The organism is Thalassospira xianhensis MCCC 1A02616 (genome assembly GCF_003326475.1).
GTDB classification, from domain to species: domain Bacteria; phylum Pseudomonadota; class Alphaproteobacteria; order Rhodospirillales; family Thalassospiraceae; genus Thalassospira; species Thalassospira xianhensis.
Genome location: NZ_JPWA01000023.1, coordinates 1 through 26,014 on the forward strand (window position 1 = coordinate 1; position 26,014 = coordinate 26,014).

General features: G+C 55.6%; 29 protein-coding genes. 12 read left to right on the plus strand and 17 right to left on the minus strand.

Annotation, left to right across the window (positions count from 1 at the left end; all coding sequences use genetic code 11):
* A partial coding sequence (locus tag TH5_RS16925; RefSeq protein ID WP_114122834.1) for an ATP-grasp domain-containing protein occupies positions 1-898 on the plus strand: 898 nt, incomplete at its 5' end.
* A 31-nt stretch (positions 899-929) separates the two neighbouring features.
* On the opposite strand, the gene TH5_RS16930 is transcribed toward TH5_RS16925, so the two are convergent.
* From TH5_RS16930 to TH5_RS16940, 3 genes are all read right to left on the minus strand, one after another.
* A complete protein-coding gene (locus TH5_RS16930) occupies positions 930-2,042 on the minus strand; it encodes a GNAT family N-acetyltransferase/peptidase C39 family protein (protein ID WP_114122835.1) in 1,113 nt (370 codons plus the stop codon).
* A 100-nt stretch (positions 2,043-2,142) separates the two neighbouring features.
* Positions 2,143-2,556, minus strand: a complete 414-nt coding sequence (locus tag TH5_RS16935) for a protein tyrosine phosphatase family protein (RefSeq protein ID WP_062961409.1) — start codon at positions 2,554-2,556, stop codon at positions 2,143-2,145.
* Positions 2,557-2,682: 126 nt separating this feature from the next.
* Positions 2,683-2,922: a YgaP family membrane protein gene (locus TH5_RS16940; RefSeq protein ID WP_062953082.1), complete on the minus strand. Its 240-nt coding sequence runs from the start codon at positions 2,920-2,922 to the stop codon at positions 2,683-2,685.
* Positions 2,923-3,119: 197 nt separating this feature from the next.
* Here TH5_RS16940 and TH5_RS16945 point away from each other — a divergent pair, with 197 nt between their 5' ends.
* Both TH5_RS16945 and TH5_RS16950 read left to right on the plus strand, forming a co-directional pair.
* Positions 3,120-3,842, plus strand: a complete 723-nt coding sequence (locus tag TH5_RS16945; protein WP_114122836.1) for a TenA family protein — start codon at positions 3,120-3,122, stop codon at positions 3,840-3,842.
* On the plus strand, positions 3,839-4,321 hold the full coding sequence (locus tag TH5_RS16950) for a GNAT family N-acetyltransferase (RefSeq protein ID WP_244204954.1): 483 nt from the start codon (positions 3,839-3,841) through the stop codon (positions 4,319-4,321). The genes TH5_RS16945 and TH5_RS16950 overlap by 4 nt, the downstream gene beginning before the upstream one ends.
* Positions 4,322-4,369: 48 nt before the next feature.
* Here TH5_RS16950 and TH5_RS16955 read toward each other — a convergent pair whose 3' ends face one another.
* From TH5_RS16955 to pcaD, 8 genes are all read right to left on the minus strand, one after another.
* On the minus strand, positions 4,370-5,710 hold the full coding sequence (locus TH5_RS16955) for a 3-carboxy-cis,cis-muconate cycloisomerase (protein ID WP_114122838.1): 1,341 nt from the start codon (positions 5,708-5,710) through the stop codon (positions 4,370-4,372).
* Positions 5,711-5,864: 154 nt separating this feature from the next.
* On the minus strand, positions 5,865-7,070 hold the full coding sequence (pcaF, locus tag TH5_RS16960) for a 3-oxoadipyl-CoA thiolase (protein WP_114122839.1): 1,206 nt from the start codon (positions 7,068-7,070) through the stop codon (positions 5,865-5,867).
* An 11-nt stretch (positions 7,071-7,081) separates the two neighbouring features.
* A complete protein-coding gene (locus TH5_RS16965) occupies positions 7,082-7,855 on the minus strand; it encodes a CoA-transferase subunit beta (protein ID WP_037991458.1) in 774 nt (257 codons plus the stop codon).
* A gap of 14 nt (positions 7,856-7,869) precedes the next feature.
* A complete protein-coding gene (locus TH5_RS16970) occupies positions 7,870-8,724 on the minus strand; it encodes a CoA transferase subunit A (RefSeq protein WP_114122840.1) in 855 nt (284 codons plus the stop codon).
* Positions 8,725-8,855: 131 nt separating this feature from the next.
* Positions 8,856-9,443 carry a protocatechuate 3,4-dioxygenase subunit alpha gene (pcaG, locus tag TH5_RS16975; protein WP_114122841.1) on the minus strand — a complete coding sequence of 196 codons (588 nt, stop codon included), beginning with the start codon at positions 9,441-9,443 and terminating at the stop codon, positions 8,856-8,858.
* 3 nt (positions 9,444-9,446) lie between these two features.
* On the minus strand, positions 9,447-10,148 hold the full coding sequence (gene pcaH, locus TH5_RS16980; RefSeq protein ID WP_114122842.1) for a protocatechuate 3,4-dioxygenase subunit beta: 702 nt from the start codon (positions 10,146-10,148) through the stop codon (positions 9,447-9,449).
* Between the two features lie 5 nt (positions 10,149-10,153).
* The gene (pcaC, locus tag TH5_RS16985; protein ID WP_037991466.1) at positions 10,154-10,546 is read right to left on the minus strand and encodes a 4-carboxymuconolactone decarboxylase; all 393 of its coding nucleotides are present in this window, start codon (positions 10,544-10,546) and stop codon (positions 10,154-10,156) included.
* Positions 10,539-11,339: a 3-oxoadipate enol-lactonase gene (gene pcaD, locus TH5_RS16990; RefSeq protein ID WP_114122843.1), complete on the minus strand. Its 801-nt coding sequence runs from the start codon at positions 11,337-11,339 to the stop codon at positions 10,539-10,541. Before pcaD ends, pcaC begins: the two co-directional genes overlap by 8 nt.
* 130 nt (positions 11,340-11,469) lie before the next feature.
* Here pcaD and pcaQ point away from each other — a divergent pair, with 130 nt between their 5' ends.
* The 5 genes from pcaQ to TH5_RS17015 all read left to right on the plus strand — a co-directional run bounded on the left by pcaQ (position 11,470) and on the right by TH5_RS17015 (position 16,670).
* Positions 11,470-12,411, plus strand: coding sequence for a pca operon transcription factor PcaQ (gene pcaQ / locus TH5_RS16995; protein ID WP_114122901.1), 942 nt, complete (start codon positions 11,470-11,472; stop codon positions 12,409-12,411).
* A gap of 230 nt (positions 12,412-12,641) precedes the next feature.
* Positions 12,642-13,676: a TRAP transporter substrate-binding protein gene (locus TH5_RS17000; protein WP_114122902.1), complete on the plus strand. Its 1,035-nt coding sequence runs from the start codon at positions 12,642-12,644 to the stop codon at positions 13,674-13,676.
* A gap of 83 nt (positions 13,677-13,759) precedes the next feature.
* Complete coding sequence (locus TH5_RS17005; RefSeq protein WP_114122844.1) at positions 13,760-14,263, plus strand: TRAP transporter small permease; 504 nt, start codon at positions 13,760-13,762, stop codon at positions 14,261-14,263.
* Positions 14,256-15,647: a TRAP transporter large permease gene (locus TH5_RS17010; RefSeq protein WP_114122845.1), complete on the plus strand. Its 1,392-nt coding sequence runs from the start codon at positions 14,256-14,258 to the stop codon at positions 15,645-15,647. The genes TH5_RS17005 and TH5_RS17010 overlap by 8 nt, the downstream gene beginning before the upstream one ends.
* A gap of 102 nt (positions 15,648-15,749) precedes the next feature.
* Positions 15,750-16,670, plus strand: coding sequence for a helix-turn-helix domain-containing protein (locus TH5_RS17015; RefSeq protein WP_114122846.1), 921 nt, complete (start codon positions 15,750-15,752; stop codon positions 16,668-16,670).
* Positions 16,671-16,701: 31 nt separating this feature from the next.
* Here TH5_RS17015 and TH5_RS17020 read toward each other — a convergent pair whose 3' ends face one another.
* The 4 genes from TH5_RS17020 to TH5_RS17035 all read right to left on the minus strand — a co-directional run bounded on the left by TH5_RS17020 (position 16,702) and on the right by TH5_RS17035 (position 20,051).
* Complete coding sequence (locus TH5_RS17020) at positions 16,702-17,163, minus strand: host attachment protein (protein ID WP_114122847.1); 462 nt, start codon at positions 17,161-17,163, stop codon at positions 16,702-16,704.
* 148 nt (positions 17,164-17,311) lie between these two features.
* Positions 17,312-18,145, minus strand: a complete 834-nt coding sequence (locus TH5_RS17025; RefSeq protein ID WP_114122848.1) for an ABC transporter permease — start codon at positions 18,143-18,145, stop codon at positions 17,312-17,314.
* Positions 18,135-18,908, minus strand: a complete 774-nt coding sequence (locus TH5_RS17030) for an ABC transporter ATP-binding protein (protein ID WP_114122849.1) — start codon at positions 18,906-18,908, stop codon at positions 18,135-18,137. Before TH5_RS17030 ends, TH5_RS17025 begins: the two co-directional genes overlap by 11 nt.
* 81 nt (positions 18,909-18,989) lie before the next feature.
* On the minus strand, positions 18,990-20,051 hold the full coding sequence (locus TH5_RS17035) for an ABC transporter substrate-binding protein (protein ID WP_244204955.1): 1,062 nt from the start codon (positions 20,049-20,051) through the stop codon (positions 18,990-18,992).
* A 279-nt stretch (positions 20,052-20,330) separates the two neighbouring features.
* On the opposite strand from TH5_RS17035, the gene TH5_RS17045 reads away from it, so the two are divergent.
* Both TH5_RS17045 and TH5_RS17050 read left to right on the plus strand, forming a co-directional pair.
* Positions 20,331-21,554 (plus strand): TIGR03862 family flavoprotein, encoded by a 1,224-nt coding sequence (locus TH5_RS17045; RefSeq protein WP_114122852.1) that lies wholly within the window; start codon positions 20,331-20,333, stop codon positions 21,552-21,554.
* A gap of 1 nt (position 21,555) precedes the next feature.
* Complete coding sequence (locus tag TH5_RS17050) at positions 21,556-22,284, plus strand: hypothetical protein (RefSeq protein WP_114122853.1); 729 nt, start codon at positions 21,556-21,558, stop codon at positions 22,282-22,284.
* A 541-nt stretch (positions 22,285-22,825) separates the two neighbouring features.
* Here the strand turns inward: TH5_RS17050 and TH5_RS17060 are convergent.
* Together TH5_RS17060 and TH5_RS17065 are read right to left on the minus strand one after the other, a co-directional pair.
* Positions 22,826-23,587, minus strand: coding sequence for an RES family NAD+ phosphorylase (locus TH5_RS17060; protein WP_114122854.1), 762 nt, complete (start codon positions 23,585-23,587; stop codon positions 22,826-22,828).
* Between the two features lie 40 nt (positions 23,588-23,627).
* Positions 23,628-23,822: a hypothetical protein gene (locus TH5_RS17065; RefSeq protein WP_244204956.1), complete on the minus strand. Its 195-nt coding sequence runs from the start codon at positions 23,820-23,822 to the stop codon at positions 23,628-23,630.
* A gap of 246 nt (positions 23,823-24,068) precedes the next feature.
* On the opposite strand from TH5_RS17065, the gene TH5_RS17070 reads away from it, so the two are divergent.
* Both TH5_RS17070 and TH5_RS17075 read left to right on the plus strand, forming a co-directional pair.
* Positions 24,069-25,490 (plus strand): MFS transporter, encoded by a 1,422-nt coding sequence (locus TH5_RS17070; protein WP_114122855.1) that lies wholly within the window; start codon positions 24,069-24,071, stop codon positions 25,488-25,490.
* A gap of 45 nt (positions 25,491-25,535) precedes the next feature.
* Entirely contained in the window at positions 25,536-26,009 is a 474-nt protein-coding gene (locus tag TH5_RS17075) for a MarR family winged helix-turn-helix transcriptional regulator (protein WP_244204957.1), read from the plus strand.
* The last annotated feature ends 5 nt before the right edge of the window (positions 26,010-26,014 follow it).

The window sequence follows — 26,014 nt, forward strand, 5'->3', positions numbered from 1 at the left end:
TGGCGGCAATCCGCCAAGCGCGCTGGTGGCGATCCTGCATGATCCCGATGCGGTCCTTCCGCCATCCGATAGCGATGCATTGGCCCTGTTCGTTCAGGCCGCATCCGACCTTGGTGCCAAGGCCGAACTGATCACCGCCAAGGATTTCCACCATTTGTCGGAATTTGATGCGCTGCTGATCCGTGAAACCACCGCCCTTGATCATCACACCTATCGCTTTGCCAAACGTGCGCGCAAGGAAGGCATTCCGGTGATTGACGATCCGGACTCAATCCTGCGCTGCACGAACAAGGTTTACCTTGCCGAATTGCTGCGCACTCACCGCATTCCCGCCCCGCGCAGCATGATTTTCGACAAGCGCCGCATTGCCGAAATCGGCCAGCAATTCAGCTTCCCATCGGTGCTCAAGGTGCCCGATGGCTGTTTCTCGCGCGGGGTGCGCAAGGTGAAATCACCCGAACATCTGGCCGAAGTCGCGACCGAGATGTTCAAAAATTCCGAACTTCTCGTCATTCAGGAATATGTCGAAACCACCTTTGACTGGCGCATTGGCGTTCTGGGGGGCGAGCCACTCTTTGCCAGCCGCTATTTCATGGCACCCGGCCACTGGCAGATCGTCAAACACGAAGATGACGGCAAATCGTTCGAGGAAGGCGGCTTTGAAACCGTCGCCGTCGAAGATGCCCCGGCTGATATCGTTTCCACCGCTTTGGCTGCGGCCCGCCTGATGGGCGACGGTCTTTATGGTGTGGATATGAAAGAAACCCCGCACGGCCCGATGGTGATCGAAGTCAACGACAACCCCAACATCGATGGCGGAGTCGAGGATGTCGTGCTCGGCATGGACCTGTATCGCCGGATCATCGCCCACCTTCTGGGCAAGATCGCGCGTCCGTAATGCATGGTAATCAAAATGACAAAGGGCCGGTTTATCCGGCCCTTTTTTCAATAAAGACTGCCGCCTGAAGCTTGTCGCGGCCATAACGGACCATAAGGTCAAACTCGTTGCGCAGGATCGGCGTTGATACGCAATCGCTTCCGCTAAATGGTTCGTGGTCTTCGCCAATATCCGGATCAGTGACATAGACATACCGGTCATCAAACCCCGAAACCACTACCCAGTGCGGGATTTTATCGCCGTAAATCCGATACTGGCTGATCAGGACAAGTGCAATCTTGCCATGTTTTGACCGTTCTTCGATTTCTGCAATGCTGAACGGCCCGGTTTTTACAGGAATACCGGCCTCGCGGGCCTGACGGGCGAAATCATAATGCACCAGCTCGACAACTTCGCGGTTCTTGGGTTTACGCACCGTATCAACAAAAAGCGGCCCGTCGCGGCTGCTTAAAACCTCGACATCAAAACCGCGTTTATGCGCCGCCAGTCCAAGACCAAGCGGCCCGCACCCGCCATGCCCCGATGTCATGAAAACGGTCGTTGCCTCGCGCCAAAGTGCAATTTCCTGATTGCGATCCATCTCAATTTCGGGATCAAGCGCGTTCATCGCCATCATTAACGCTGCCGGGCCACAGGTGAATGGCATGGTCTGGTGATAAAAATGGATCGGCGATGGCCGACGCAGGGATTGCGGCACCAAAACGCGCTCCATACGCAGCGCGTCGGAATGGTCGGGATAATAATCGGGATAAAGGGCAAATTCGCGATATCCCGCCGCCTTGAACAATCCAATCGCCGTTTCGTTATCCGGATTGACCTCAAGCCGAAGGATCGGTGCCCCGAAATCAAGGCTGAGTTCCTCGGCCCGGGTCAAAAGTGCCCGACCGATCCCCTGCCCGCGACGCGCCTCCAAAACTGCCATGGAATAAAGCCGTGCCATCGCGACGTTGGATCTGAAAATAACCAGTGCGTAGCCAACCACCACACCTTCACGTTCGGCCACACAAAGACGCGCAGTCTCGCTGCCAAGGAAACGCTTGAAAGCGCGGCGCGACAGACGGTCAATATCAAATGAACTGTTTTCGATCTCGCACAGGGCATCAAGGTCCCCATCTGTTGCGATACGAAGGTCAAGTTTGGTCAAAAGGCACCCGAAGTATCAATACTTGCCGATCTCATGGATCAAGGCGGTTTCATCCATTTCGCCATGAAACGGATGAAACCGGAAGTGCATTTTCGGCAGGTTAGCTGCGCGCGGCAATCCGGGGGGCCAAAGGCGACATATCATATCCCGCCCCGGCAGCCGTTTTGACAATGTCTTCAACCGGCAAATTACCGGCACTGGCAAGCGACCAAAGGATCGTGCAGCGCGTGCCACTACGGCAATACGCGAAGACCGGCTTTTCAGCTTCGCTCAGAACCTTGGCAAAGGCATCGGCATCGGCATCCGAAACATTGCCGCTTGCAACCGGAAGAAACACGGCTGCAAGGCCAAGGCTTTTCGCCTTTGCCTCGACTTCGGCGAATGATGGCTGACCGGGGTCCTCGTTGTCCGGGCGATTGCAGACAATGGTCTTGAAACCGGCCCCGGCGATGTCATTAACAGCATCAAGGGGCATCTGCGGCGAGACGGTCAGTTCATCATTCAGGCGTTTCATCGTTGCAGGTCCGTTTTCCTGGGTCACAAGGACCGCTTATGCGCTTGGAACGTAAAAGCGGAATACCAAGATTACGGATGCCACTATATCCGTCGGCTGACAACTCCCCGACATCATAAAAGTCGATTATCTGGCGGATTTTGTATCAATCGGGCATGTCCGGATACCCAGAATGCGATAAAGCGGGCAAAACCGCATCCCACCGGTCAGGATCATGATTGCACCGGCAATCATCGCCACCCAGCCAAATCCGCCAAGGGCGGCAAACGGGCCGGTCTCCGTCGCAACAACAAACGGCAGCGCAATCAGAACCACGCCAAGAATAACACGCAAAGCACGATCAATTTTTCCGACATTGGATTTCATGGGGAACTCCTGTTTCTGAAAACCACGGGATCAATATCACCCTGATAATATACAATATTATAATTAACAAATGTAATTTTATCATTTATTTGTGTTAAAACTGATCTATCGCAAGGAATGCGGCATCATGATCCTGTTGCGGACACTTGAAACGCATGCTACGCCCATGTTCAAACAGCAAAAAGATGGGAATGGGAATGACCGATACTGTTGCATCCGTTGCCGACTGGCCGATCTGGCACGATCAAAATCCGGGCCGCACGTTTTCCCAATGGCTAAAGGCGTGTGTTGCCGATGACTGGCATACGGTCACCCATCATCCCTTCACCGATGCCTGGGGCAAGGCCGCGGTTCCCGACCGCAATCTCAAAAACTATCTGATTCAGGACCACCGTTTCATCGACCGGTTTGTTGCCCTTCTGGCCGGTGCCGTATCACGTGCGCCAACGCTGCCGGACCGGATTCCGGCCTGCCAGTTTCTCGCCCTTCTGACCGGACCGGAAAACACCTATTTCGAACGATCACTTGATGCGCTGGGCGTCACCGAACAGGAACGCCGCGAAATGCCGGATTGGGACGTCACGAGCGCCTTCAAGGATCTGATGCGCACCGCAATGGAAAGCAACGACTACGCCAGCATGCTAGCGGTTCTGGCCGTGGCCGAAGGCACCTATCTTGGCTGGGCGGATCGGGTTCACAATGAAATCGAAAGCCACCCCAAAGAATTCTGGTACGCCGAATGGCTTGATCTGCATATCGGGACCTATTTCGAAAGCGTCGTCGCCTTCCTCAATGATCAGCTCGATAAAACCGGACCGACACTCGATGACGCTGCCCGCGCAAACTGTCTTTCCTGTTTCCGCAAGGCAACCGAACTTGAAGTCCGGTTCTTTGACACTGCATGGAGCACACAGAATTGATCACCATCCGCCCGTATCGTGCGCATGATGCATCGGCCCTGACCGAAATTTACACGCGTTCTGTTACGGAGTTGGGGTCACGTACCTATAACCCCGATCAGGTCGGCATCTGGGCAACCCTTGCCCCAACCGCAGAACGATTTGCCGAACTGATGGACGATGGTCGGCTGCGCCTGATCGCCGCGGATGAAAACGACCGGCCCCTCGCCTTTTGCGATCTCGAAGCCGATGGGCACATCCATTTTCTATATGCCCTGCCCGAACTCTCCGGTACGGGTGCGGTCACAGCTCTGTATGACGCCCTTGAAAAAGCGGCGCGCGACCGCAACATCGCAAAGCTCTATTCCGAAGCCAGCGAACTCGCCAAAGGCTTCCTGTTAAAACAGGGCTTTCACGTGGTTGAACGCCGCGACTTCGAAGTCGCCGGGGTCCCGATCCATAACTATGCCGTCGAAAAACGCCTGCGCTCCGTGGCCTGATCGCGTGCAAAAATCAAAAGGCGGTCATTTCCCGACCGCCTTTCTGTTTCAACTGTCCTTGATCGCCCGCCGTGCGGTTGTCACCACCCGCTCGATATAATCATCTGCCTGTCCGATATAATTCGCCGGGTCGCGTAATTTGGCCCAGTCAATCCCGACATCGGTCAGTTTGGGCAACTCATCAAACAGATTGCTTTGACTGGCAGCCGACCGCGCAAGCGCGTCCTTGACCAGCTTGTCCGCCTCGTCACGCCCAAGATGTTCGGCAAGGGCAAAGGTCGCGGCCTCCGCCAGCATCGCCCCGCGTGACAGCTCCAGATTGGCTGCCATCCGATCGGCATTGACCTTAAGGTTCGGCACCATATCAACCGCCTGCGCCAGTCCGGCCCCTGTCGCCATAATCATCTGCGGCAATGTCAGCCATTCCAGCAACCAGCTTGCCCCGGATCGTTCATGTTCGTGGATCTGGCTTTGCGCAAATGTGCCAAGCTGCCCGGCATTGAACCGCGCCAGCGTGATCAGCATTTCGGCCTGCACCGGGTTGGATTTATGCGGCATGGTCGATGATCCGCCGCCCTTGCCCGGCTGGACTTCAGCGATTTCGGATTGCGCCAACAACACCAAATCCTGCCCCATCTTGCCAAGCGCACCGCTAAGTGCGGTTAACTGTGCCGCAAAATCGACCAGAACATCGCGCTGGCTGTGCCACGGCATATCGGTTGGGGGCAGTTCAAGTTCATCGGCCAGATTGCGTTCAACCTCGATCGCCTTGTCCCCGATGGATGCCAGCGTCCCCGCCGCCCCGCCAAAGCTTAACCGGAACAGATCGGCACATAACGTATCAATCCGGTGATCAATCCGCACCAGCGGTGCCAGCCATCCGGCGGCTTTAAGCCCGAATGTGGTCGGCACGGCCTGCTGGGAACGGGTTCGTCCGATCATGACCGTTGCCCGGTGGGTTTCGGCCTGTGCAATCAATGCCTTGATCAGCTTGCGTGTCCGGCGGCGGATAATCGCCACCGCATCGCGAAGGCGCAAAACAAGGCCGGTATCAAATACATCCTGACTGGTCGCGCCAAAATGGACATAACGCGCATCATCCCCGCCAATCTCGGCCTTAAGCGCCTTGACCAAGGCCGGAACCGGCACTCCGGCATTTGCCGTACCCGCCGCCAATGTCGCGGGATCGGGGCGAAATTCGCGGCAAACATCGGCAATACGGTTCGCACTTGCTTCCGGGATCACGCCCGCGCGTGCCTCGGCCGATGCCAATGCCGCCTCAAACAGCACCATCGATGCGATCTGCGCATCATCGGTAAACAGGGCGGCAATTTCCGCATCGGCAAACAGATTGCCAAGCATCGCAGAATCAAAGGGCGAAATCGTCATCTGGTTTGGTCCACCGTTTAAACAGGTGTTATTTCAGTTTGGCAGGGGTCAGAACCCTAGTGTCGCGCCGCTATTGCGTTCGGTCAACAACACAAAAAGAAGCCCCTGCCCGTTCTTCAACGGTACAGGGGCCCTTTTGAAATCAAACGATCAATCAGACCGCTTCAAGCACAATGGCAATGCCCTGCCCGACGCCAATGCACATCGCCGCCAGCGCATATTTACCACCGGTACGTTTCAACTGCATCGCAGCCGTCCCGGTAATACGTGCGCCCGACATGCCAAGCGGATGACCAAGCGCAATCGCCCCGCCATTCGGGTTCACACGCGCATCGTCATCGGCAATGCCAAGATCGCGCAACGTCGCAAGCCCCTGTGAGGCAAAGGCCTCGTTCAGTTCGATCACGTCAAGCTGATCGGTCGTAAGACCAAGACGCGCCAGAAGCTTCTTGCTGGCCGGTGCCGGGCCAAAGCCCATGATGCGCGGCGCAACACCCGCCGTCGCACCGCCAATCACCTTTGCAATCGGTTTCAGGCCGTATTTCTTGACCGCCGCATCCGATGCAATGATCAATGCCGCCGCACCGTCATTAACCCCCGATGCATTGCCTGCTGTTACCGAGCCGCCTTCGCGGAACGGGGTCGGCAGTTTGCCAAGCTTTTCGGCTGTCGTGCCCGGACGCGGATGTTCATCCTTGTCAACGATGATCGGGTCGGCCTTACGCTGCGGAATGGTGACCGGCGTGATTTCTGCGGCCAGATTGCCGTTTTCCTGTGCGGCCACCGCCTTGTCCTGTGACCGGGCGGCAAAGGCATCCTGATCAGCACGGCTGATCTTGAAATCCTCGGCAACGTTTTCACCGGTTTCGGGCATGGAATCAACGCCATACTGCTTTTTCATCACCGGATTGATGAAACGCCAGCCAATCGTGGTGTCATAGATTTCCGCATTGCGCGAAAAGGCACTTTCGGCCTTTGGCATCACGAACGGTGCACGCGACATGCTCTCGACACCGCCCGCAATCATCAGATCGGCCTCACCCGATTTGATCGCACGTGCGGCCATGATGATCGCGTCCATACCCGACCCGCACAAACGATTGACCGTCGTACCGGTCACAGTTTCCGGCAAACCGGCCAAAAGCAGCGACATGCGCGCCACGTTGCGATTGTCTTCACCGGCCTGATTGGCACATCCGAAAATCACGTCATCGACGTCGCCGAAATCGATATTCGGATTGCGTTCGATTAACGCCTTAAGCGGAATGGCACCAAGGTCGTCCGCACGAACCGACGAAAGACTGCCACCGAAACGGCCAATCGGGGTACGGATAAAATCGCAGATATAAGCATCAGCCATATTCAAAGTCCTTACTGCTGGCCTTCATGGGCCTTGGCGGTGCGGGCATGCAGATCACGCAGGACCTGAAGCTCGTGCGCGTCGGGCACCGGAGTTTCGGCGACTTCATCAGCAAATTCAACAGTCCAGCCGGTGTTTTCGATAATATCTTCGCGCGTCACGCCCGGATGGATCGATGTCACGATGAAATGCTTGCCAACCGGATGCGGTTCCATGATGCAAAGATCGGTAATCAGTCGCGACGGGCCTTTGGTATCGACACCATAAGACGCGCGGTCATCACCGCCCTTGCCATGACCAAGCGAAGTCACGAAATCGATCTTTTCAACAAAGCCACGCTTGCTTTGTTTCATCACCAGAAACACCTCGCCACAGCTCGTCGCGATTTCCGGCGCACCACCACCGCCCGGCAGGCGGACCTTGGGATCATCATAATCGCCGATCACGGTGGTATTGATATTGCCGTATTTATCAAGCTGTGCCGCGCCAAGGAAGCCGACGGAAATCTTGCCGCCCTGCAACCAGTAACGGAACATTTCCGGCACCGGCACGGTATTGACGGCCGTTTCGCAAAGTTCGCCATCGCCGATGGATAACGGCAATACGTCCGGCTTCGTGCCAATCGTGCCGCTTTCATAAATAAGGGTCAGTTCCGGCGCATGGGTCAAACGTGCAAGGTTACACGCTGCCGACGGCATGCCGATGCCGACAAAGCACACATCGTCATTCTTGAGTGCGCGCGAGGCAGAAACCGTCATCATTTCGGTAGGGGTATAGTCAACCATGATCTTTCCTCCGCTTACCCTTTGTTCGCTTCGCGCTTGGCGGCGAAATCTTCGGGGCCGCCCTTCATGACATGCTCATCGATCCACGCGGTGAAGCTGTCACGATCATTGGCGATCTTGTCCCACGCCTTGTAAAACGCGTTGTCACGCTTGTAATAGCCTTGGGCATAAGACGGATGTGCGCCACCCGGCACCTCGACAATCGCGGTCACCGCCCAGTTCGGCAGCATGACGGCGTTGTAGGGTACATCGTCAAAGTTATCGACGATCTCCTCGACCGTGATGATCGACTTCTTGGCCGCCAGAACGGCTTCTTTCTGAACCCCGACAATGCCTTCAAACAGGACATCGCCCTTCTTGTTGGCTTTCTGGGCATGGACCACGGCAACATCCGGGCGAATGGCCGGAACGGCTGCCAGACTTTCACCAGTGAACGGGCATTCGATGAATTTGATGTTCTTGTTCACGCGCGGCAATTCCGCCCCGCGATATCCCTTGAACACCGCACAGGGCAGCCCCGCCGCCCCCGCATCATAGGCGTTCGCCATTGCCGCATGGCTGTGTTCCTCGATCTCAAGCTTGTGCGGCCAGCCTTCCTGAACCGCATCGCGCAACCGGTGCAACGACCCGACACCGGGGTTCCCGCCCCACGAAAATACCAGTTTCTTTGCACAACCGGCCCCGATCAGCTGATCATAGATCATATCGGGCGTCATCCGGATCAGGGTCAGATCCCTGATCCTCTGACGAATGACCTCATGCCCGGCGGCATGCGGAATCAGATGCGTGAAACCTTCCATCGAGACGGTATCGCCATCCTTGATGCAGGATGCGACAGCCTCTTTAAGCGACATGAAACGTGCAACCACGGTAAAACTCCTGTGGTAACCAGAACAATAAAACGCGGCATATCTCAGCCGGATGCGTTGGAATGATTTGGATGGCTGTGACCACCGGCTTTCCCCAAAGCAGCGAACACAGCCATCCAGACCGAAGCGACTTACACGTCGAAGAACACGGTTTCCGCGTCCCCCTGCATATGAATGTCGATCCGGTATTCAACCCCGGTACGGGTTTCGACACGCTTGGCAATCAGCGTGTCACGGCGATCGGCGGGAACCGATTGCAGGATGTCGTCCTTGGCGTTAAGTGCTGCCTCGTCATCGAAATAGAAACGGGTAAAGGCATGAACCAGCATGCCGCGCATGAACACGATGACATTGACAAACGGGGCCGTGCCATCGGCAACAACGCCCGGTTTGACGGTGTCAAAATAAAAGCGGTTCTGCGCGTCCGTGCCGGTACCGCAACGGCCAAGGCCACGGAAACCCGATGATGCAACATCAACCGGATTTTCGGTATAGGCCCCGTTGGCATCGGCCTGCCAGATTTCGATCATCGCGTCATTGACGACATCGCCATTGCCATCAAGTACCCGGCCGGTGATGCGGATATGTTCGCCGTCTGCGTCCGGTCCGGCGATGGTCGTATCGGCAATGTCGGTAAAGTCATACGCGTATTGCCCTGCGGTCAGGCCATAGGCGAAATACGGACCAACCGTCTGCGAAGGGGTTTCACCATATGCCATGACTTAATTCTCCATCGGGGTGGCATTACGTCCGCGCAGGACGATGTCAAACTGATAACCAAGGGCAAAGCCTTCCTCGGTCTTCTCGATCGAGAATTTCGAAATCAGGCGTTCGCGTGCTGCCGCGTCCTCGGTGCCCAGGAAAATCGGATCAAGTTCGAGCAACGGATCGCCCGGAAAATACATCTGGGTCACAAGGCGCGTGGCAAAGCCCGGCCCGAACAGCGACAGATGGATATGGTTCGGACGCCATGCATTGAAATGGTTGCCCCACGGATAGGCACCTGGCTTGATGGTATAGAAAACATAATTGCCGTTGGCATCCGTCATGCACCGGCCCGATCCGCGGAAATTCGGGTCAAGCGGCGCGTCATGCTGATCCAACTTGTGCACATAACGCCCCGCCGCATTGGCCTGCCAGACCTCGACAAGAATGTCGGGCTGCGGGCGGCCATCGGTATCCATGACCTTGCCATGCACCACAATGCGTTCGCCCAGTGGCTCGCCATTGGTGATGCCGTTCTTGGTCAGATCGAAGTCAAGCTTGCGCACCGATGCCGGGGCAAAACGCGGGCCGGTGCCCTCGCTCAATCCTGATTTGATCGCAAGTGGTGCCTGCGTCGGGCCGCGCAGGATGGTGGACTTGTAACCGGGTGCGATAAAGGGGGCGTGGGAACCCCAGTCGCGCGGTTTAAAGGTGGACATGGCGTTTACTCTCCCTTGGCGGCCGCATCAATCTCGGCATAGGTTTGTTTGGCAATGCGGAATGCCGTATTGGCGGTGGGAACACCGGCATAGACCGCAACATGCATCAGAACTTCACGGATATCTTCGCGCGTGGCACCGGTATTGAGCGTTGCACGGATATGCATCGCCAGTTCTTCTTCATGGCCAAGCCCGGCCAGAAGCGCGATGGTCACAATGCTGCGTTCGCGCTTGGTAAACGCATCGCTGGTCCAGACACCATTCCAGACATTCTCGGTGATGTAACGCTGAAAACCGGCATCGATTTCCGTGACATTCGCCGATGCGCGATCCACATGGGCATCACCCAGAACGGAACGGCGGGTTTTCATACCGACTTCATACCGGTTCTCAGACAAGGTTCTTCTCCTTGATAAATCGGTCGATCAACCGGGAAAGCAATTCAGGGGTTTCAAGGCACGGCAAATGCCCGACCCCGTTTATAAGTTCGAATTCGGCACCGGGGATCATCCCGGCCATCTCGCGCACCACATCGGGCGGTGTCGCCAGATCATCCGATCCGCAAACGCAAAGTACCGGCACTGAAATCCGGGTTGCCGCATCGCGCAGATCCCCATCACGAAGGGCAACGCACGTTCCGACATATCCCTCGACCGTGGTGCGGACCAGCATGTCGCGATACATCGCGGTTTCAACCGGCCGTTCGCGGCGATATGTCGGCGACAACCATCGTTCGATGATCGCATCGCCAAGAACCTTGATGCCACCTTCCCTGATGGCATTGATGCGCGTGTTCCAGCCATCCGCATCGCCAAGTTTCGGCGCGGTATCACACAGGATCAGGCCGCGAACACGGGCGGGCACCAGTTCCGCGACCTTCTGCGCAATCAGTCCGCCGACGGACAAACCGCAGATGATGACGTCTTTGACGCCCAGATAATCCAGAAGCCCGATCAGGTCATTGGCATGCAGGTCGATAGTGTAATCCGCCCCGCCAATGCCCGACAAACCATGCCCGCGCTTGTCATAGGTTATGACATTGAACCGGTCGGCAAAGGCCGGGGCAACATCGTTCCAGATACGAAGATCCGTACCCAGCGAATTTGAAAACACCAAAGCCGGGCCGTTTTTTGGGCCGGTCTGGCAATAATGGATATGTGTCCCGTTGATCGGGGCGACTTGTAGACTCATGTTATTTCCACCCTGACTTGTTACCCATAATCTGGCAGGCGGTTTTGGTTATGTAAAATGAGGATTTGCGTTAATTGCATAACTATACAATTATATAAAACAGGAATATCTGATTTCTGGAATGGTACGCATGCTTGATCAACGCATTAAATTCCGCCATCTGACCTGCTTTCTGGAGGTCGCCCGCCAGCGCAGCGTCGTCAAGGCCGCCGACACATTATCCATCACCCAGCCGGCCGTATCCAAGACCATCCGCGAACTCGAAGAACATCTTGATGCCCGCCTGTTTGACCGATCCAAACGTGGTGTAACCCTGACCGATTTCGGCAAGGTGTTTTTGCGCTATGCCGGTGCCAGCGTCACCGCCCTTCGCCAGGGGGTCGACAGCATCAGCCAGGTCCGCATGCAGGGCGGGCTTTCGATCAATCTTGGTGTTCTGCCAACCGTCGCCGCCAGCGTCATGCCAAACGCCATCCGCCGGTTCAAGGCACTAAGCCCCGATACAACGGTCAAGGTCGTGGCCGGGCCAAACGTGATGCTGATGGGCCAATTGCGCGTCGGCGAACTTGATCTGGTGGTCGGTCGCCTGGCTGAACCCGATCAGATGTCGGGCCTGTCCTTCATACATTTATATTCGGAACATATCTCGCTGGTCGCGCGGCCCGGTCATCCTTTGCTGGCCGATAAAAACCCGGACATCACCCGCATCCGCGAATTTACCGTTCTGGTCCCGCCCAAGCAGGCGATCATTCATTCAACCGTCGACAAGATGCTGATTGCACATGGCATCGGCGCCCTGCCCGACCGGATCGAGACCGTTTCGACATCCTTTGGCCGTGCCTTTACCCGCGAAACCGATGCGATCTGGATCATCTCGAACGGGGCCGTGGCATCCGACATTGCCGAAGGCCATCTTGTCGAATTGCCAATTGATACCAGCGATACCTTTGGCCCCGTGGGCCTGACCACCCGCATCGACAGCCCGGTATCCCCGCCGGTCGAAATGCTGATCAATGCCGTCCGCGAAGAAGCCGCCCTGCATCACGCGACCCATTCCCGCCACGATACATAATCATATGGTTATGAAAACAAGCGCCAATATCATTATACATAACCATGCGGCGACCATTAGATTGATTACAAATTGGCATCACTGCTGTGCGTAAACGGCAAACATGCGAACAAAAAGAACAATAAAAACAACAAGAAAAACTTCAGGAAAACTTTGCAGATAAAAACGCATCATGGCTGAGACGTTTGATGGCGTTTGGCGACGCCAGGGGACGTTCAAAGGAGGAAAGAATGAAAAACATCACGAAATTGCTAACAGGTGCCGCCGTTGCGACCATGGTGTCGTTTGGCGCACATGCGCAGGAAGTAACCCTGACGATCCATCACTTCCTGGGCCCGAAAGCACCGGCCCAGGCCCAGATGATGGAACCGTGGGCGAAAAAGATCGAAGAAGAATCAAACGGCCGTATCAAATTTGAAATCTTCCCGTCCATGTCGCTGGGCGGCAACCCGCCGGAACTGTATCGTCAGGTCCGTGACGGTGTCGCCGATATCGTCTGGACCTTGCCGGGTTACACCCCGGGCGTATTCCCGCACACCGAAGTTTTCGAACTTCCGGGTGTCCATTTGGGGGATGCACGCGCGACCAACCTCGCGATCTGGGACATGATGGAAGACATGGCACCGGACCTTAAAGACATCCATCCGCTGGCCGTTCACGTTCATGCCGGTCAGGCCATCCACCTGACGGAAAAAGAAGTCCGCACCGTTGCCGACGTCAAAGGTCTTAAATTGCGTACGCCGACCCGTACCGGTTCCTGGGTGATTGAATCCTGGGGCGCAGAACCGGTTGGCATGCCGGTCCCGGCCCTGCCGCAGGCCATGTCGCTTGGTGTGGTTGACGGCGGCCTTGTGCCGTTCGAAGTCGTCCCGCCGCTCAAACTGGCTGAACTGGTTTCCTACTCGGTCGAAGGCCAGGGCGTTAATTCCCGCTTTGGGACCTCGGTCTTCCTGTTCGCCATGAACAAGGACCGTTACGACAGCCTGCCGGACGATCTCAAGGAAATCATCGACCGTAACTCCGGTCGCGATTTTGCCGCCCAGATCGGTGACGTTTTCAACAATGTCGAAGAAGTCGGCAAGAAAATGATCAACGATGGCAAGGGTCAGGTTGTTGAACTGACCCCGGAAGAAAAAGCAACGTTTGACGATGCATCCGCATCGGTTGTTGATCGCTGGATCGAAGAAGCAAAGTCGAACGGCATCGACGGTGCCGCACTGGTCGAAAAGGCCAAAGCCGCCGTTCTCGCCAATACCAAACAGTAATCTTTTCAAGTTACTGGCAAATCTGACGGGGTCACGTATCATATATTTGCGTGACCCCTCATTCCCGCAAGATTGTATGACACATGAAACACGTGCTGAATAAGGCCGCATCCTGGTTTGCCGTGGCTGGCGGTTTTTTGGCCCTGCTGATTGCCGTGGTCACGATCGTGAACGTTACCGCATTCGGCCTGGACAAGATTGCGCGCCTGTTTGGTGCCAATTTCCCGGCAATTATCGGCTATGAAGACTTCGTCAGTATGATTGTCAGCTCGGCAGCCCTGATGTTCTTCCCCTATTGCCAGACCCGCTACGGCCATGTCGCCGTCGATGTCTTTATCAAAATGTTTCCCCAATGGTTCGCGCGCGGCGTGGATATCATCTCGGGCGTCCTGATGACGCTTCTGGCCCTGTTCCTTGGCTATATGATGGTCCACGGCCTGATCGAAGTGCGCAGCGACAATACCCTGTCGGCAATTCTGGGTTGGCCGATCTGGCCGTTCTATGTGCCGGGCATCGTATCGATGTTCCTGTGGGCGCTGATTGCCGCAAGCCAGATTTTCGAAAGCGAGGCCCCGGCCAATGTCTGAACGCGAATTAATCGGCCTTGGCGGTCTTGCACTGCTGTTCTTTATTCTCGCACTGCGCGTTCCTGTCGGCCTTGCCATGATCGGTGTCGGAATTGGCGGCAACTATGTGCTCAGCCTGTTCTTCCCGTTCCTGCGCTTTGAACCCTATCTGCAACAGTTCAAATCCCTGTTTTACGGGATTGTGTCAAACTATGAACTGTCCGTCGTGCCGCTGTTTGTCCTGATGGGCTATCTCGCCAGTCAAGCCAATCTGTCACGCGATCTGTTTCAGGGCGTAAACGCCATTCTGGGTCGTTTCCGCGGTGGCGTTGCCATGGCTGCCATCGGGGCGTGCGCCGGGTTTGGTGCGGTTTGCGGATCATCGCTTGCCACCGCATCCACCATGGGCAAGGTCGCACTGCCCGAATTGCGCCGTCTGAATTATTCGCCGCGCCTTGCCACCGGCACCCTTGCCGCGGGCGGCACGCTTGGCATCCTGATCCCGCCATCGGTCGCACTTGTGATCTATGCCGTCACGGTCGAGGCATCGATCATCCAGATGTTCCAGGCGGCCATCATTCCCGGCCTGATCGCGGTTGCGTTCTTTATGGGGGTGATTGCCATTCAGGTCCGCCTGAATCCAAGCCTCGCCCCGATCCCCGAACCGATGGAACCGGCGGAACGCCGCGAGGCATTGCTGCGCCTGATCCCGGTCATGGTGATTTTCGGATCGATCATTCTCGGTCTTGGGGCCGGTCTGTTTACGCCGACCCCGGCGGCTGGTGTGGGTGTGTTTGCCATTCTGGTTTACGGTGCCTATATGCGCCTGCGCGGCAAGGGTGGCCTGACATTTTCCGGTCTGAAACAGTCGCTGCGCGATACGGCTGTCACCACCTCGATGATCTTCTTCATCCTGCTGGGTGCCGAAATCCTTAAAGGTTTCTTCAGCCGTGCCAACCTTCCGGCCTATATGGCCGAGGCCGCCGCAACCAGCGGCCTTGATCCGTGGCTGATCATGGTTCTGATGCTGCTCGCCCTGATCGTTCTGGGCTGCTTCATGGAAAGCCTGTCGATGATCGTTGTGATCATCCCGTTCTTCTGGCCGGCCCTGGTCGATATCAATGGCGGCGATTGGGCGACTGCGGCAACGGCTGCCTATGGCATGGGGGCGGAGGATCTTAAAATCTGGTTCGGTATTCTGGCCCTGATTGTCGTGGAGCTTGGATTGATAACGCCACCGGTGGGATTGAATGTGTTCATCATCAACGCCCTTGCCGATGGCGTCCCCATGAGCCAGACCTTCCGCGGTGTCATGCCCTTCTTTGCGGCGGAAATCCTGCGCATTCTGCTGCTGATCTTTGTGCCGGTGCTGACCCTGTTTGTGCCGACATTGCTCGGCGGTTAGCAACGCGCATCATAAGCTTCCGAAAAGCCCGCCCGATCTGGCGGGCTTTTCTTTTGGTCAAACCCGAAAACCGCTAGACTGTCCCAAAGCAAACAGCAAAACATGATCATGGTCGCAACCCGCAACAGCATTCCGGTCTACAAGCTTTACGGTGAAACCGGCGAAACCGCGCCCGGAACCGCCGAGCAGATTGCCATTTCCGAACCGGAATTCTTCCATCTCGAAAGCATCCCGTCGCGATCCAAACTGCATGACCTGCACATTCAGCCGCACCGTCATGCCAATCTGTTTCAGCTGCTTTACATCACACGCGGCCACGCCGGGATCGAATTTGACGACCGGCAATTCACCATGCAGGTCGGGCAGATACTCACCATGCCGCCCGGCACCGTTCACGGCTTTCGCTTCAGCCCCGATATCGATGGCTGGGTCATTTCACTGACCGATTACCATTTGCAGGAAATCCTTTCCCCCGCCCCCAAACTGTTTGCGCGCCTCGACCGGCCGCTTTGTGTCGATGGATCAGGAACCGCCGATCAGCCCGGCCCGACCGATTTCCTGATCCGTCAACTGGTCGCGGAATATTACGGACATAATACCGGGCGGTTATATGCACTGCGCAACATATTGGGGTTGCTGCTGCTGGCCATCGGGCGCGATGCCCCGTCGGGCGATCCCGCACGGCTCAGCCGCAAGGAACAGAAAACTGCGAAGTTCCGCAAATTCCAGTCACTGATCGAAACCTTCTACAAGCAGCACAAGCCGCTGGAATTTTACGCCCGTGAAATCGGCATCACCACCACACAGCTAAACCGCATCGCCAAGGACATCTATGGCATGACCGCCATCGAAGTCGTCCATCACCGCCTGATCCTGGAGGCCAAACGCACCCTGATCTATACCGACATCGCGGTTCAGCAGATCGCTGATGAACTGGGCTTTCGCGATGCCGGATATTTTTCACGCTTTTTCGCCAAAAAGGCCGCGATGTCACCGATGCAATTCCGACAGGACCACCGATAACATCCCGGCCTTGATATGTCGTTATTAAGGATTACGGGTTAAAGCCAGCCCCCGTCCCGCTCAGATGCTTGGGCAAGTCATCAAGCGGTATCTTGGTCAGATCCTTGACGATTTCCCCGTCAAGCGCCTCGGCCAAGGGTTTGGGCATTTTGTTGCGCACCTCGCCCATCACCTTGGGCGGGGCAATCACGATCAGATTGTCAAACTTGCCGTGTTTGCGCTTGTCGGTCAGGTAATTGACGACATCGTCGACAAATTCCATCTGCGCATGTTCATGCGGGTCGGTCGATGGTGGCATGGCGTGGCGCTGCTGGTTGCCGCCGGGATTGTTAAAACCGCGTCCGGGTTTGTCACTGGCGATTTCCCGGCTGGACCGGTTATCAGCCTGCATTTCCGTAACCGTTTCCAGATGCCGTCCTTCGGCATCAAACGTGACGGCCACCACATGGGCGCGACCGCCGTCGGCAACAAGTATCCATTGGTTTTTATGCATATTAACCTGCCTTTCTGTTGCGACTGCCCCCGGAACGTCCCCCACCCGATCAAGGTTCCATAAAAGTCATTTTCAACATCAGGCCACAGAGCAAAAAGGCCGGTCCGCATGCCCGAACCGGCCTTTGATATCATCGATCAGGATTGGCTTATCGCCATGCCAGCAACCAGCGATCAAGCCTTCCCAAAAGCCACGAAACACACAGCCCCAAAAGCGACAGAACCACCACACCGGCAATCAACTGATCGGTCTGATACAGGTTCCCGGCAGCCAGGATCAGCGCCCCGATGCCGTATTGCGCGCCGATCATTTCGGCCGCAATCAGAAGGATGATCGCGATCGACGATGAAATACGGAAACCCGACAGGATGGTCGGCAACGCACCGGGCAGGATGATCTTGCGGATCACTGACCACATCGGCAGATCAAAGCTTTGCCCCATGCGGATCAGGTTGCGCTGCACGTTATCCACCCCACCGAATGTATTGATCACGGTCGGGAAAAACACGCCAAAGGCAATGGTGGCAAATTTTGATGGCTCCCCAATGCCGAACCAGATGATGAAAAGCGGCAGAAGCGCAATTTTCGGGATCGGGAAAAGGGCCGATACAAACGCCACACCGGGCGAGCGCGCCCAGCTAAACATCCCCACCAGAAAACCGACAAAAAGCCCGGCCACCGTCCCCATGATCCAGCCACCAACAAGCCGCTGCAACGACGCGCCAAGATGCAGCCAAAGATCACCCGTGACGATCAATTGCCAAAGCGCCTTGGCCACCGCAACCGGGCTTGGCATCGCAAGCTCGCTGATCACCCCGGTACTTGATCCCAATTGCCAAAGCGCAATCACGGCAACGAAAAAGCCCCACGCCGCAACCGGATTGGCCTTGGGATTAAAGCCCGTGGCGCGAAACCGCACCTGACTTGCTGGGGACGCCGCACTTTGGCGCTCCGCCCGGACTTCGCTGATATCATGCGACATTTTCAAGCTCCTTATCGGCCGCAATCGCCTCGTCCCGGATCAGGTTCCAAAGCGCGCTCTCATGCGCGATCAGCTCCGGCATGCCCTCGCGCCGCTCTGCAATCGGAATATCGATTGTGTGGATTTCCTTGATCGTGCCGGGGCGACGGCGCAATGCCACCACCCGGTTGGCCAGCCGCACCGCTTCGTTCAGGTTATGCGTCACATAAACCGCCGTCATGCCGGTGCGGGCAAATAACGCGGCAAATTCATCCAGCAGCAAAATCCGCGTCTGCGCATCAAGGGCCGATAGCGGCTCGTCCATCAACAAAGCCGCCGGGCGGACGGCAAGCGCACGCGCAATCCCCACACGCTGCTTCATCCCGCCCGAAAGCTGTTTCGGATACGCATCGCGGAAATCCCACAGATTGGTCTGCTCCAGCACCTCTGCCACCCGCGCATCACGGTCCGCCTTGGATAATCCATGGTCTTCCAGCACAAGGCTGATATTGCCCGCCACCGTCCGCCACGGCAAAAGCGCGAAATCCTGAAACACATAAGTCAGCGGGTTAAGGCACCCTTCGGGCGTCGCCTTGTCGCAAATCAGAATCTCGCCGCGTGTGGGGGCCAGCAACCCGCCAATGATCGACAGCAATGTCGATTTGCCGCAGCCCGACGGCCCGATCAATGCGACGACCTCGCCCGGTTCGATCCCAAAATCGATATCGCGCAGCGCCTCGACCTGATCATATGAATGGCAAATGCCCTTGATTTGCAGCCGCATGGCACAATCCGTTTATCTGAAATCTACAAATGAAACGACCGGGCCGCGCAAAATGGCGGCCCGGTCGGAAAATACGCTCAGTTACTGACCAAGGGCCGGGATAAAGCTGGTATCGATGAATTTCGCCGGATCGGCATCTGCGGAAACATAACCGCGATCCTGATACCATTTGACCTGCGCCTTCACATCGGCAACGTCAAGTCTGGCTTCCTCGGTGATGAACATCGCGCCATTGCGGATTTTGGGATAGGCCTTGTCCGCCGGATCGTTGGCATAGACATATTTATGCACGATCTCCAAAATCTCCTGCGTGGTGTCGCTCTCAACAAGCTTGCCATCCGCATCCGTCGCCAAAAGGGCCGCACGGTAATCCGCGACACCCTTCTGATAGGCGCGCACGAATTTCTCGACCATCTCGCGGTTTTCTTCGACATTCTCGGTCGATGTAAACAGGCCACCGACCTGATAAGGCACGTAATCCTTCACCCAGCCGATAATATGCGCCGCCCCCGCATTGGCCAACGGCTTTGCGATATGCGGCACGATGATCATGCTATCGACCTGCCCGCTTTTCAGCGCGCCAATCATGTTGGGCACCGACTGCAACGGTTTCAATTCAACGCTTTCGGGGTCAAACCCGGCCTTCTCGGCGACATTGCCGATCATGTAATGGAAGCTCGACCCCACCTGCGACAGGGCAAAGCTATGACCGGGCAATTTATCAACCGAGGTAAGCCCGGCCTCAAACGCCGCATTGGATGCCAGAATGGCCGATCCGTCATAGCCCGGATCTTCATGCAACTGCGCCCCAATAACCTTAAGCGCCCCCTTGGCCGCAAGGTTAAAGAACCCGCCCGTAAACGCCGTCACGCCAAAATCGGCATCGCCCGATGCAATCGCAACCGCCACCGGCTGGGCCGCCTGAAAGATCGAAATCTCGGCATCAAGGCCCTCGTCGGCAAGGTAACCCTTTTCCTTGGCAATAAATAACGGCGCGCTTGAAACAAACGCCAGTGCCGCAATATCGACCTTTTCGTTGGCTTGTGCGCCAAACGCCACAAGGGCACTCGCCCCCATCGCCAGTGCGACAACCGATCCACGCGCCAGCCGTGCCGCGCCCGCCATTCCCCTAATCGAAAGCATGTTTCCTCCACAGGATCATTATTTTTGAATGCATGATAACCTTCGGAATTTTGTTAGCCGATTTATCGACAAATTGCCAATCTTTGCCGCATTTTTTCGCCAAAAGGGTCGATTTCACCCTTAATGCGCAAGTCACCCCGCCCCCTATTTCCGCCAAGGTCGAATTTGCGCGGGTCTTCCGCCCTTCCCGCTCCCCGTCTGCGAACAATCCCGCAAATTGCCATCCCCCGCCAAACCGGCTAAAACCGCCAGAGACAAACCCACGCACAAAGGCCCCGCATGTCATCAAACCCGGATACCCCACCCCCAAAACCAAACGGCAAAACCGCGATGATCATCGGCGCGGGTCCGGCGGGGCTGATGGCGGCTGAACGCCTCGCCGGGTCCGGTCATGCCGTCACGATCTATGAAGGCATGCCAAGCGCCGGGCGCAAACTCCTGATGGCCGGGAAATCGGGTCTCAACATCACCCATGCCGAAGACCTCGAAACGTTTTTGTCGCGCTATGGCACCTCACGCGCACGGCTCGAACCGCATCTGCGCACATTCGGCCCCAACGAAATCCGCGACTGGTGTGCGGGGCTTGGCATCGAAACCTTTGTCGGCTCCTCGGGCCGCGTCTTCCCGACCGCGATGAAGGCAAGCCCGCTTTTGCGCGCCTGGCTTAGGCGTCTGGATGGTTTGGGCTGCAAAATCCATTACCGCCATTACTGGACCGGTTGGGATGATAACGAAAATGCCGTTTTCAAAACCCCGAACGGCGAAGTGACGGCCAAGGCCGATATCACCGTTCTGGCATTGGGCGGCGGAAGCTGGAAACGACTGGGATCGGATGGCAAATGGATGGAAATCCTGCGCAATGCCGGGATCAGATGCAACCCGTTCAAACCGGCCAATTGCGGCTTTGACGTCGCCTGGACCGACCATCTGATCGATAAATGCGCGGGGTCGCCTGTCAAGGCCGTGACGCTGACGGTCACAACCAAATCCGGCCCGCAAACCGTGCGCGGCGAATTCGTGATTTCCAGAACCGGGATCGAAGGCAGTGCAGTTTATGCCATCTCGGCAGCCCTTCGCGATCTATGGCTTGAAACCGGCGATGCCACCGTGACGCTCGACCTAACGCCCGACCGCGACCTGGCCGACGTCATAGCCCGCCTTGCCAAACCACGCGGCAAAAACTCGCTCGGTAATCACCTGCGCAAAACACTCGGTCTGGACGCCACCAAAACCGCGCTCGTTTTCGAAGTCACCCCGCGTGAAACCCTGAACGACCCCGCCAAACTCGCCACCGCGATCAAGGCCCTCCCGCTTAAAATCATCACCCCCCGCCCGATTGACGAGGCGATCAGCACGGCGGGCGGTGTCGCATGGGAAGAACTCGACGAAACTTTCCAACTCAAAAAACGCCCCGGCACCTATTGCGTGGGAGAGATGGTCGATTGGGAAGCGCCGACGGGGGGGTATTTGTTGAGTGGGTGTTTGATGAATACGGGTAATTAATATGGCGACATGTAAGTTTTGCGGAAAAGACAAAAAATTAGTTAAAGCCCATATTATTCCACGAAGCCTTTATGGGTTTCCAAAAGAAAAAGGCTATGAACCATATAAATTTATTACAAATGTAAAAGGGTTTTACAGCTCTAGGTCGGCTACTGGAGTTTACGATCCAGAACTTGTTTGCCTAGATTGTGAGTCTATGTTTTCAGCACCAGACAAATATGCATATGAAATTTTTTTGGGGTCGAAATCGGTATGGAAAAAAAGGCCAAATATTAAGGCGAAAAAAATACCTCCAGAAGATTTTGATTATAAATTGTTCAAGTTATTTTTTTTGACACTTCTATGGAGATCATCAACAACGAAACAACCTTTCTTCAGAAAAGTTGAGTTGGGACCACATATTGACCAAATACGCCAAATGATCTTGGACAAAAACCCCGGAACTCCCGACGATTTTTCGGTAGTACTAGCAGTCTTCAACTCTGAAACAGCTTCGGGTGCAATGCTTGATCCTGATCGCAGTCGCTTTGATGGCGTCAATTATATTCGTTTTTATCTTGCGGGTTATGTCGCATATGTAAAGATAGATCAGCGCAAGGCACCCACCAATCTACGTGAACTTCAAGCATCACCTGACATTGGACTAATAGCTATTGAGAGAAGCTTCGAGAGATCCAAAGAATTTACAGCACTTACGAAGCTGGTAAAAAAAACATCATTTAATTCATAAAAGGAGATGGGTGTATCGCATATGAATAGGAAGCATCCGCCCCAGATTTATCATTTCAGATCAAATACTTCGAGATCGTTATAGGTCGCCAATCATTGCTCCGAGTACGTCTTGTTGCTGTATTCCAATCGAAAGCACTATTTTTCTTCATCAATGACAATGCACCGACCCCGCCCTGTTATCGATATGACAGCACTGCCCAGGCGGGGAGGCTTTTGCGGCAGACGCCGCCATGTTCAACGGCTTGATCAATCGCGATTGAACCTTGCGCTGCATATGTTGGAACCGGTGCGGCCCCCATCGCAATCAAGGCCCTACCAATCAAAATCACCACCGCCAGCCCGATTGACGAAGCCATTAGCACCGCGAGTGGCTCGCATGGGAAGAACTCGACGAAACATTCCAGCTCAAAAAAAACGCCCCGTTACATATTGCTTGGTCGAGATGGTAGATTGGGAAGCACCGACGGGGGTATTTGTTGAGTGGGTGTTCAACAGAACAAAAAAATAATACAAACAAAAACATCAAACAAAACTATAAACTATAAATTCTTAGGTCGTGAACAAAAATACGGATTGTCTTGCTGTGAAAAATTCATCTGAATGTTTTTTACTTTATAAATCCCGCAACTCACGAGATAAGCATCATCAATATCAAACAGAACCACATTAAAACCGTTCTCGCCGAATTGACTTTTATATGCAATTCCATCGTAACCTTCGATTTTTAGCAGCTCAGCTATGATTTGCGTCGGCACATAATCTGCAGTTTGATCACCTTGCGTAGTAGGTTTGGAGAACGCCTTAGCAATCTCTGCCCATGCAAGATCATCCACTTCTTCCGGTTTGGGGGTTTCGAAGATTGGGATGAGTGCGTCATGCCCCCTTGAGCAGTCTACTATTTGCAATTCTCTTGCTGTCACGAAATGAGCAACAGAAATTTCGGCACCGATCCATGGTCTAACTTCAGACATCGCAGTCTCTTTTGTCGTTGCTAGATACAAGTAAGGTATGCCCCTCGGATTTGCGCGCCCCTCAGTCGCCTTACCTCTTAGAGGCTTCATACGTTCTGGTGGAAATGCACATTCTATCTCATATGGATCATCTTCAGTTTCTCTAGTAGTAATTCCAACCTGTGCTCGCCAAAATGATCGTTTTTCCCCCAATAGTTGAACTCGTGACTTAGAAGTAGTCTTGATTGCTGCAAGAAAACTTTCCGCTTCCTTGCTCCGCATATATCGCTGCTTCAAACGAACTTCCAGTTGGAATGAATAATAGTCGGCCCACGATTTAAAGTAGCCCATAGAAAGTCCCCCACAAAATATTTCTCTTTCTCACATGCCCTCAATGACAATGCACAGACCCAGCCTTGTTATCCATATGGCAACACTGCCCCGGCGGGGAGCTTTTGCGGCAACCGCCACCATGTTCAACCGCCTGATCAAACGCAATTGAACCCTGCGCTGCATATTTCGGCACCGGCGCGGTCCCCATCGCAAGCAGCGCACCGATCCCCAGAACCATCATCATTTTCATCATTCTGTCCTCCCTTATTCATCCTGAATGATACACCTCTAATATACCTTCGAATACTACCCCTAAGGACAGCCCCAGAAGAACAGCCCCGAAAACAAGTTGACAAAATCAACCACATTTTATATTGGTTGATAAAGTCAACCATATAACCGTGCCAGCAACCGCGATATCGGGTGGCATTTTGCCCCGTTTGCCCGCTCCTCGCGCCCCCTTGCCACCGCACGCTTTGTTTTCGGAATGTTGCCCCACATGAAGATATCAAAAACCATCCACGCCGACGGATTGCCGCAGCCCCAGCGGTCATTCGCCATGATCGCCGTGTTATTGACCGTCATGATGGCCGTTCTTGACGGCTCGATCATGAATGTCGCCCTGCCTGCCATAGCCCAGGATCAGAATGTCAGCCCGGCGCATGCCATCTGGGTCATCACCGCCTATCAGTTGGCGGTTGTCGTCGCCCTGCTGCCCCTGTCCGCGCTTGGCGAAGCCATCGGTTTTCGCAAGGTCTATCTGGCCGGGATGGTGATTTTCGGCATTGCATCGGCCCTGTGTGCCTATTCCCCCAATATCGAATTCCTGACTTTCGCCCGCGTGTTGCAGGGTCTGGGGGGGGCGGCCCTGATGAGCATCAACGCCGCCCTTATGCGCCACAGCGTCCCGCAGGCAAAGCTTGGCCGCGCCATCGGGCTGATTGCCATGGTGGTCTCGATCTCGGCCGCTGCTGGCCCCACCATTGCCTCGGCCATTCTGGCGGTGACGGCATGGCACTGGCTGTTTCTGATCAATATCCCGATATCCATCGTGGCAATCGGCCTCGGCACCTTTGCCCTGCCCTATACCAAACCGACCCGCACCCGGTTTGATTATATCAGTGCGTTCCTGAACGTGCTGGCATTCGGCGGGCTGATTTCGGCGCTTGGCAATATCGGCACCCAAAGCCACCCGATGCTGATCGCGGGGCAATTCGTGATAGCGATTACCGCCGGTTTCTTCCTTGTGCGCCGCCAGTTCTCGCGCGAACGCCCGATGCTGCCGCTTGATCTGCTGGCGCGTCCGGTCTTTGCCTGCTCCATCGGGTCATCGATTGCGGGCTTTTGCGCCCAATTCATCGCCTTTGTCGCACTCCCCTTCTATTTTCATGACGTGCTGCGCTATAGTGCTGTCGATACCGGCCTTCTGATGACGCCATGGCCGGTCGCGACCGCCATCATCGCCCCCATTGCCGGGCGGCTGGCCGATCGATATTCGCCGATCCATCTGACCGGCATCGGCATGGGGATTTTTGCCATCGGCCTGTTTTCCGTCACCCTGATCCCGGCCGGAAGCCCCCATACTGCCCTTGCGATCATTGCCTGCCTGATGATCTGCGGCGTTGGCTTTGGCCTGTTCCAGTCGCCCAATAACCGCCTGATGATGACAAGCGCCCCACGGGATAGAAGCGGCGGTGCCGGCGGCATGCTGGCAACCGCACGCCTGACCGGGCAATCGGTCGGTGCGGCCTTGGCCGCCATCCTGATCGGTACCGGTGGTGCGTTTGATCTGACCGCGATCATGGGGGTTGCGGCGGGCTTTGCCCTGATATCGGCCGCCATTTGCGAGGGACGCAAATATGCCATCCGCATCGGCATCATCGCCCCGCATGGTGCGGATGCCGTCGCCAAGCAGTCATGACAAACCCCGCAACACCTTGCGCACTGGCAAGACAGAAACATATCGATGAGTAAGCCAATGGAAACGCCAACGGAAACGCCAACAACCAAACCCGCAAATGCGCATGTCCCCGGCGAAACCCTTCACCGGCTTGTCCATGCCTTCAAGCGTGCGATGCGCGAAGGTTTGCAGGATGCCGATATGCCCTTGCCAATCTCGCAGATGCGCACGCTGAAATGGATCATCAAAAGCCCCGGCGTCACCGCACAGCAAATCGCCGCCCGCACCGGGCAGGACAAGGGCCGCATCACGCGGCTTGTCAAGGAACTTGAAGAAAACGGATTGATCGAACGCCGCCCCCATCCCGAAGACGGGCGAAGCCAGACCCTGCATTTGACGCCAAAGGGCGATGCGCTGATGGAAGAATACCGTGCCGTAGAAGCCAAAATCCGCACGCGCATGGCCACCGGTTTAAGCCAGAAACAAATCACGGATTTCAACGAAATTGCCAGCCTGATGGCCGACAATCTGGAATCCTGAAAACA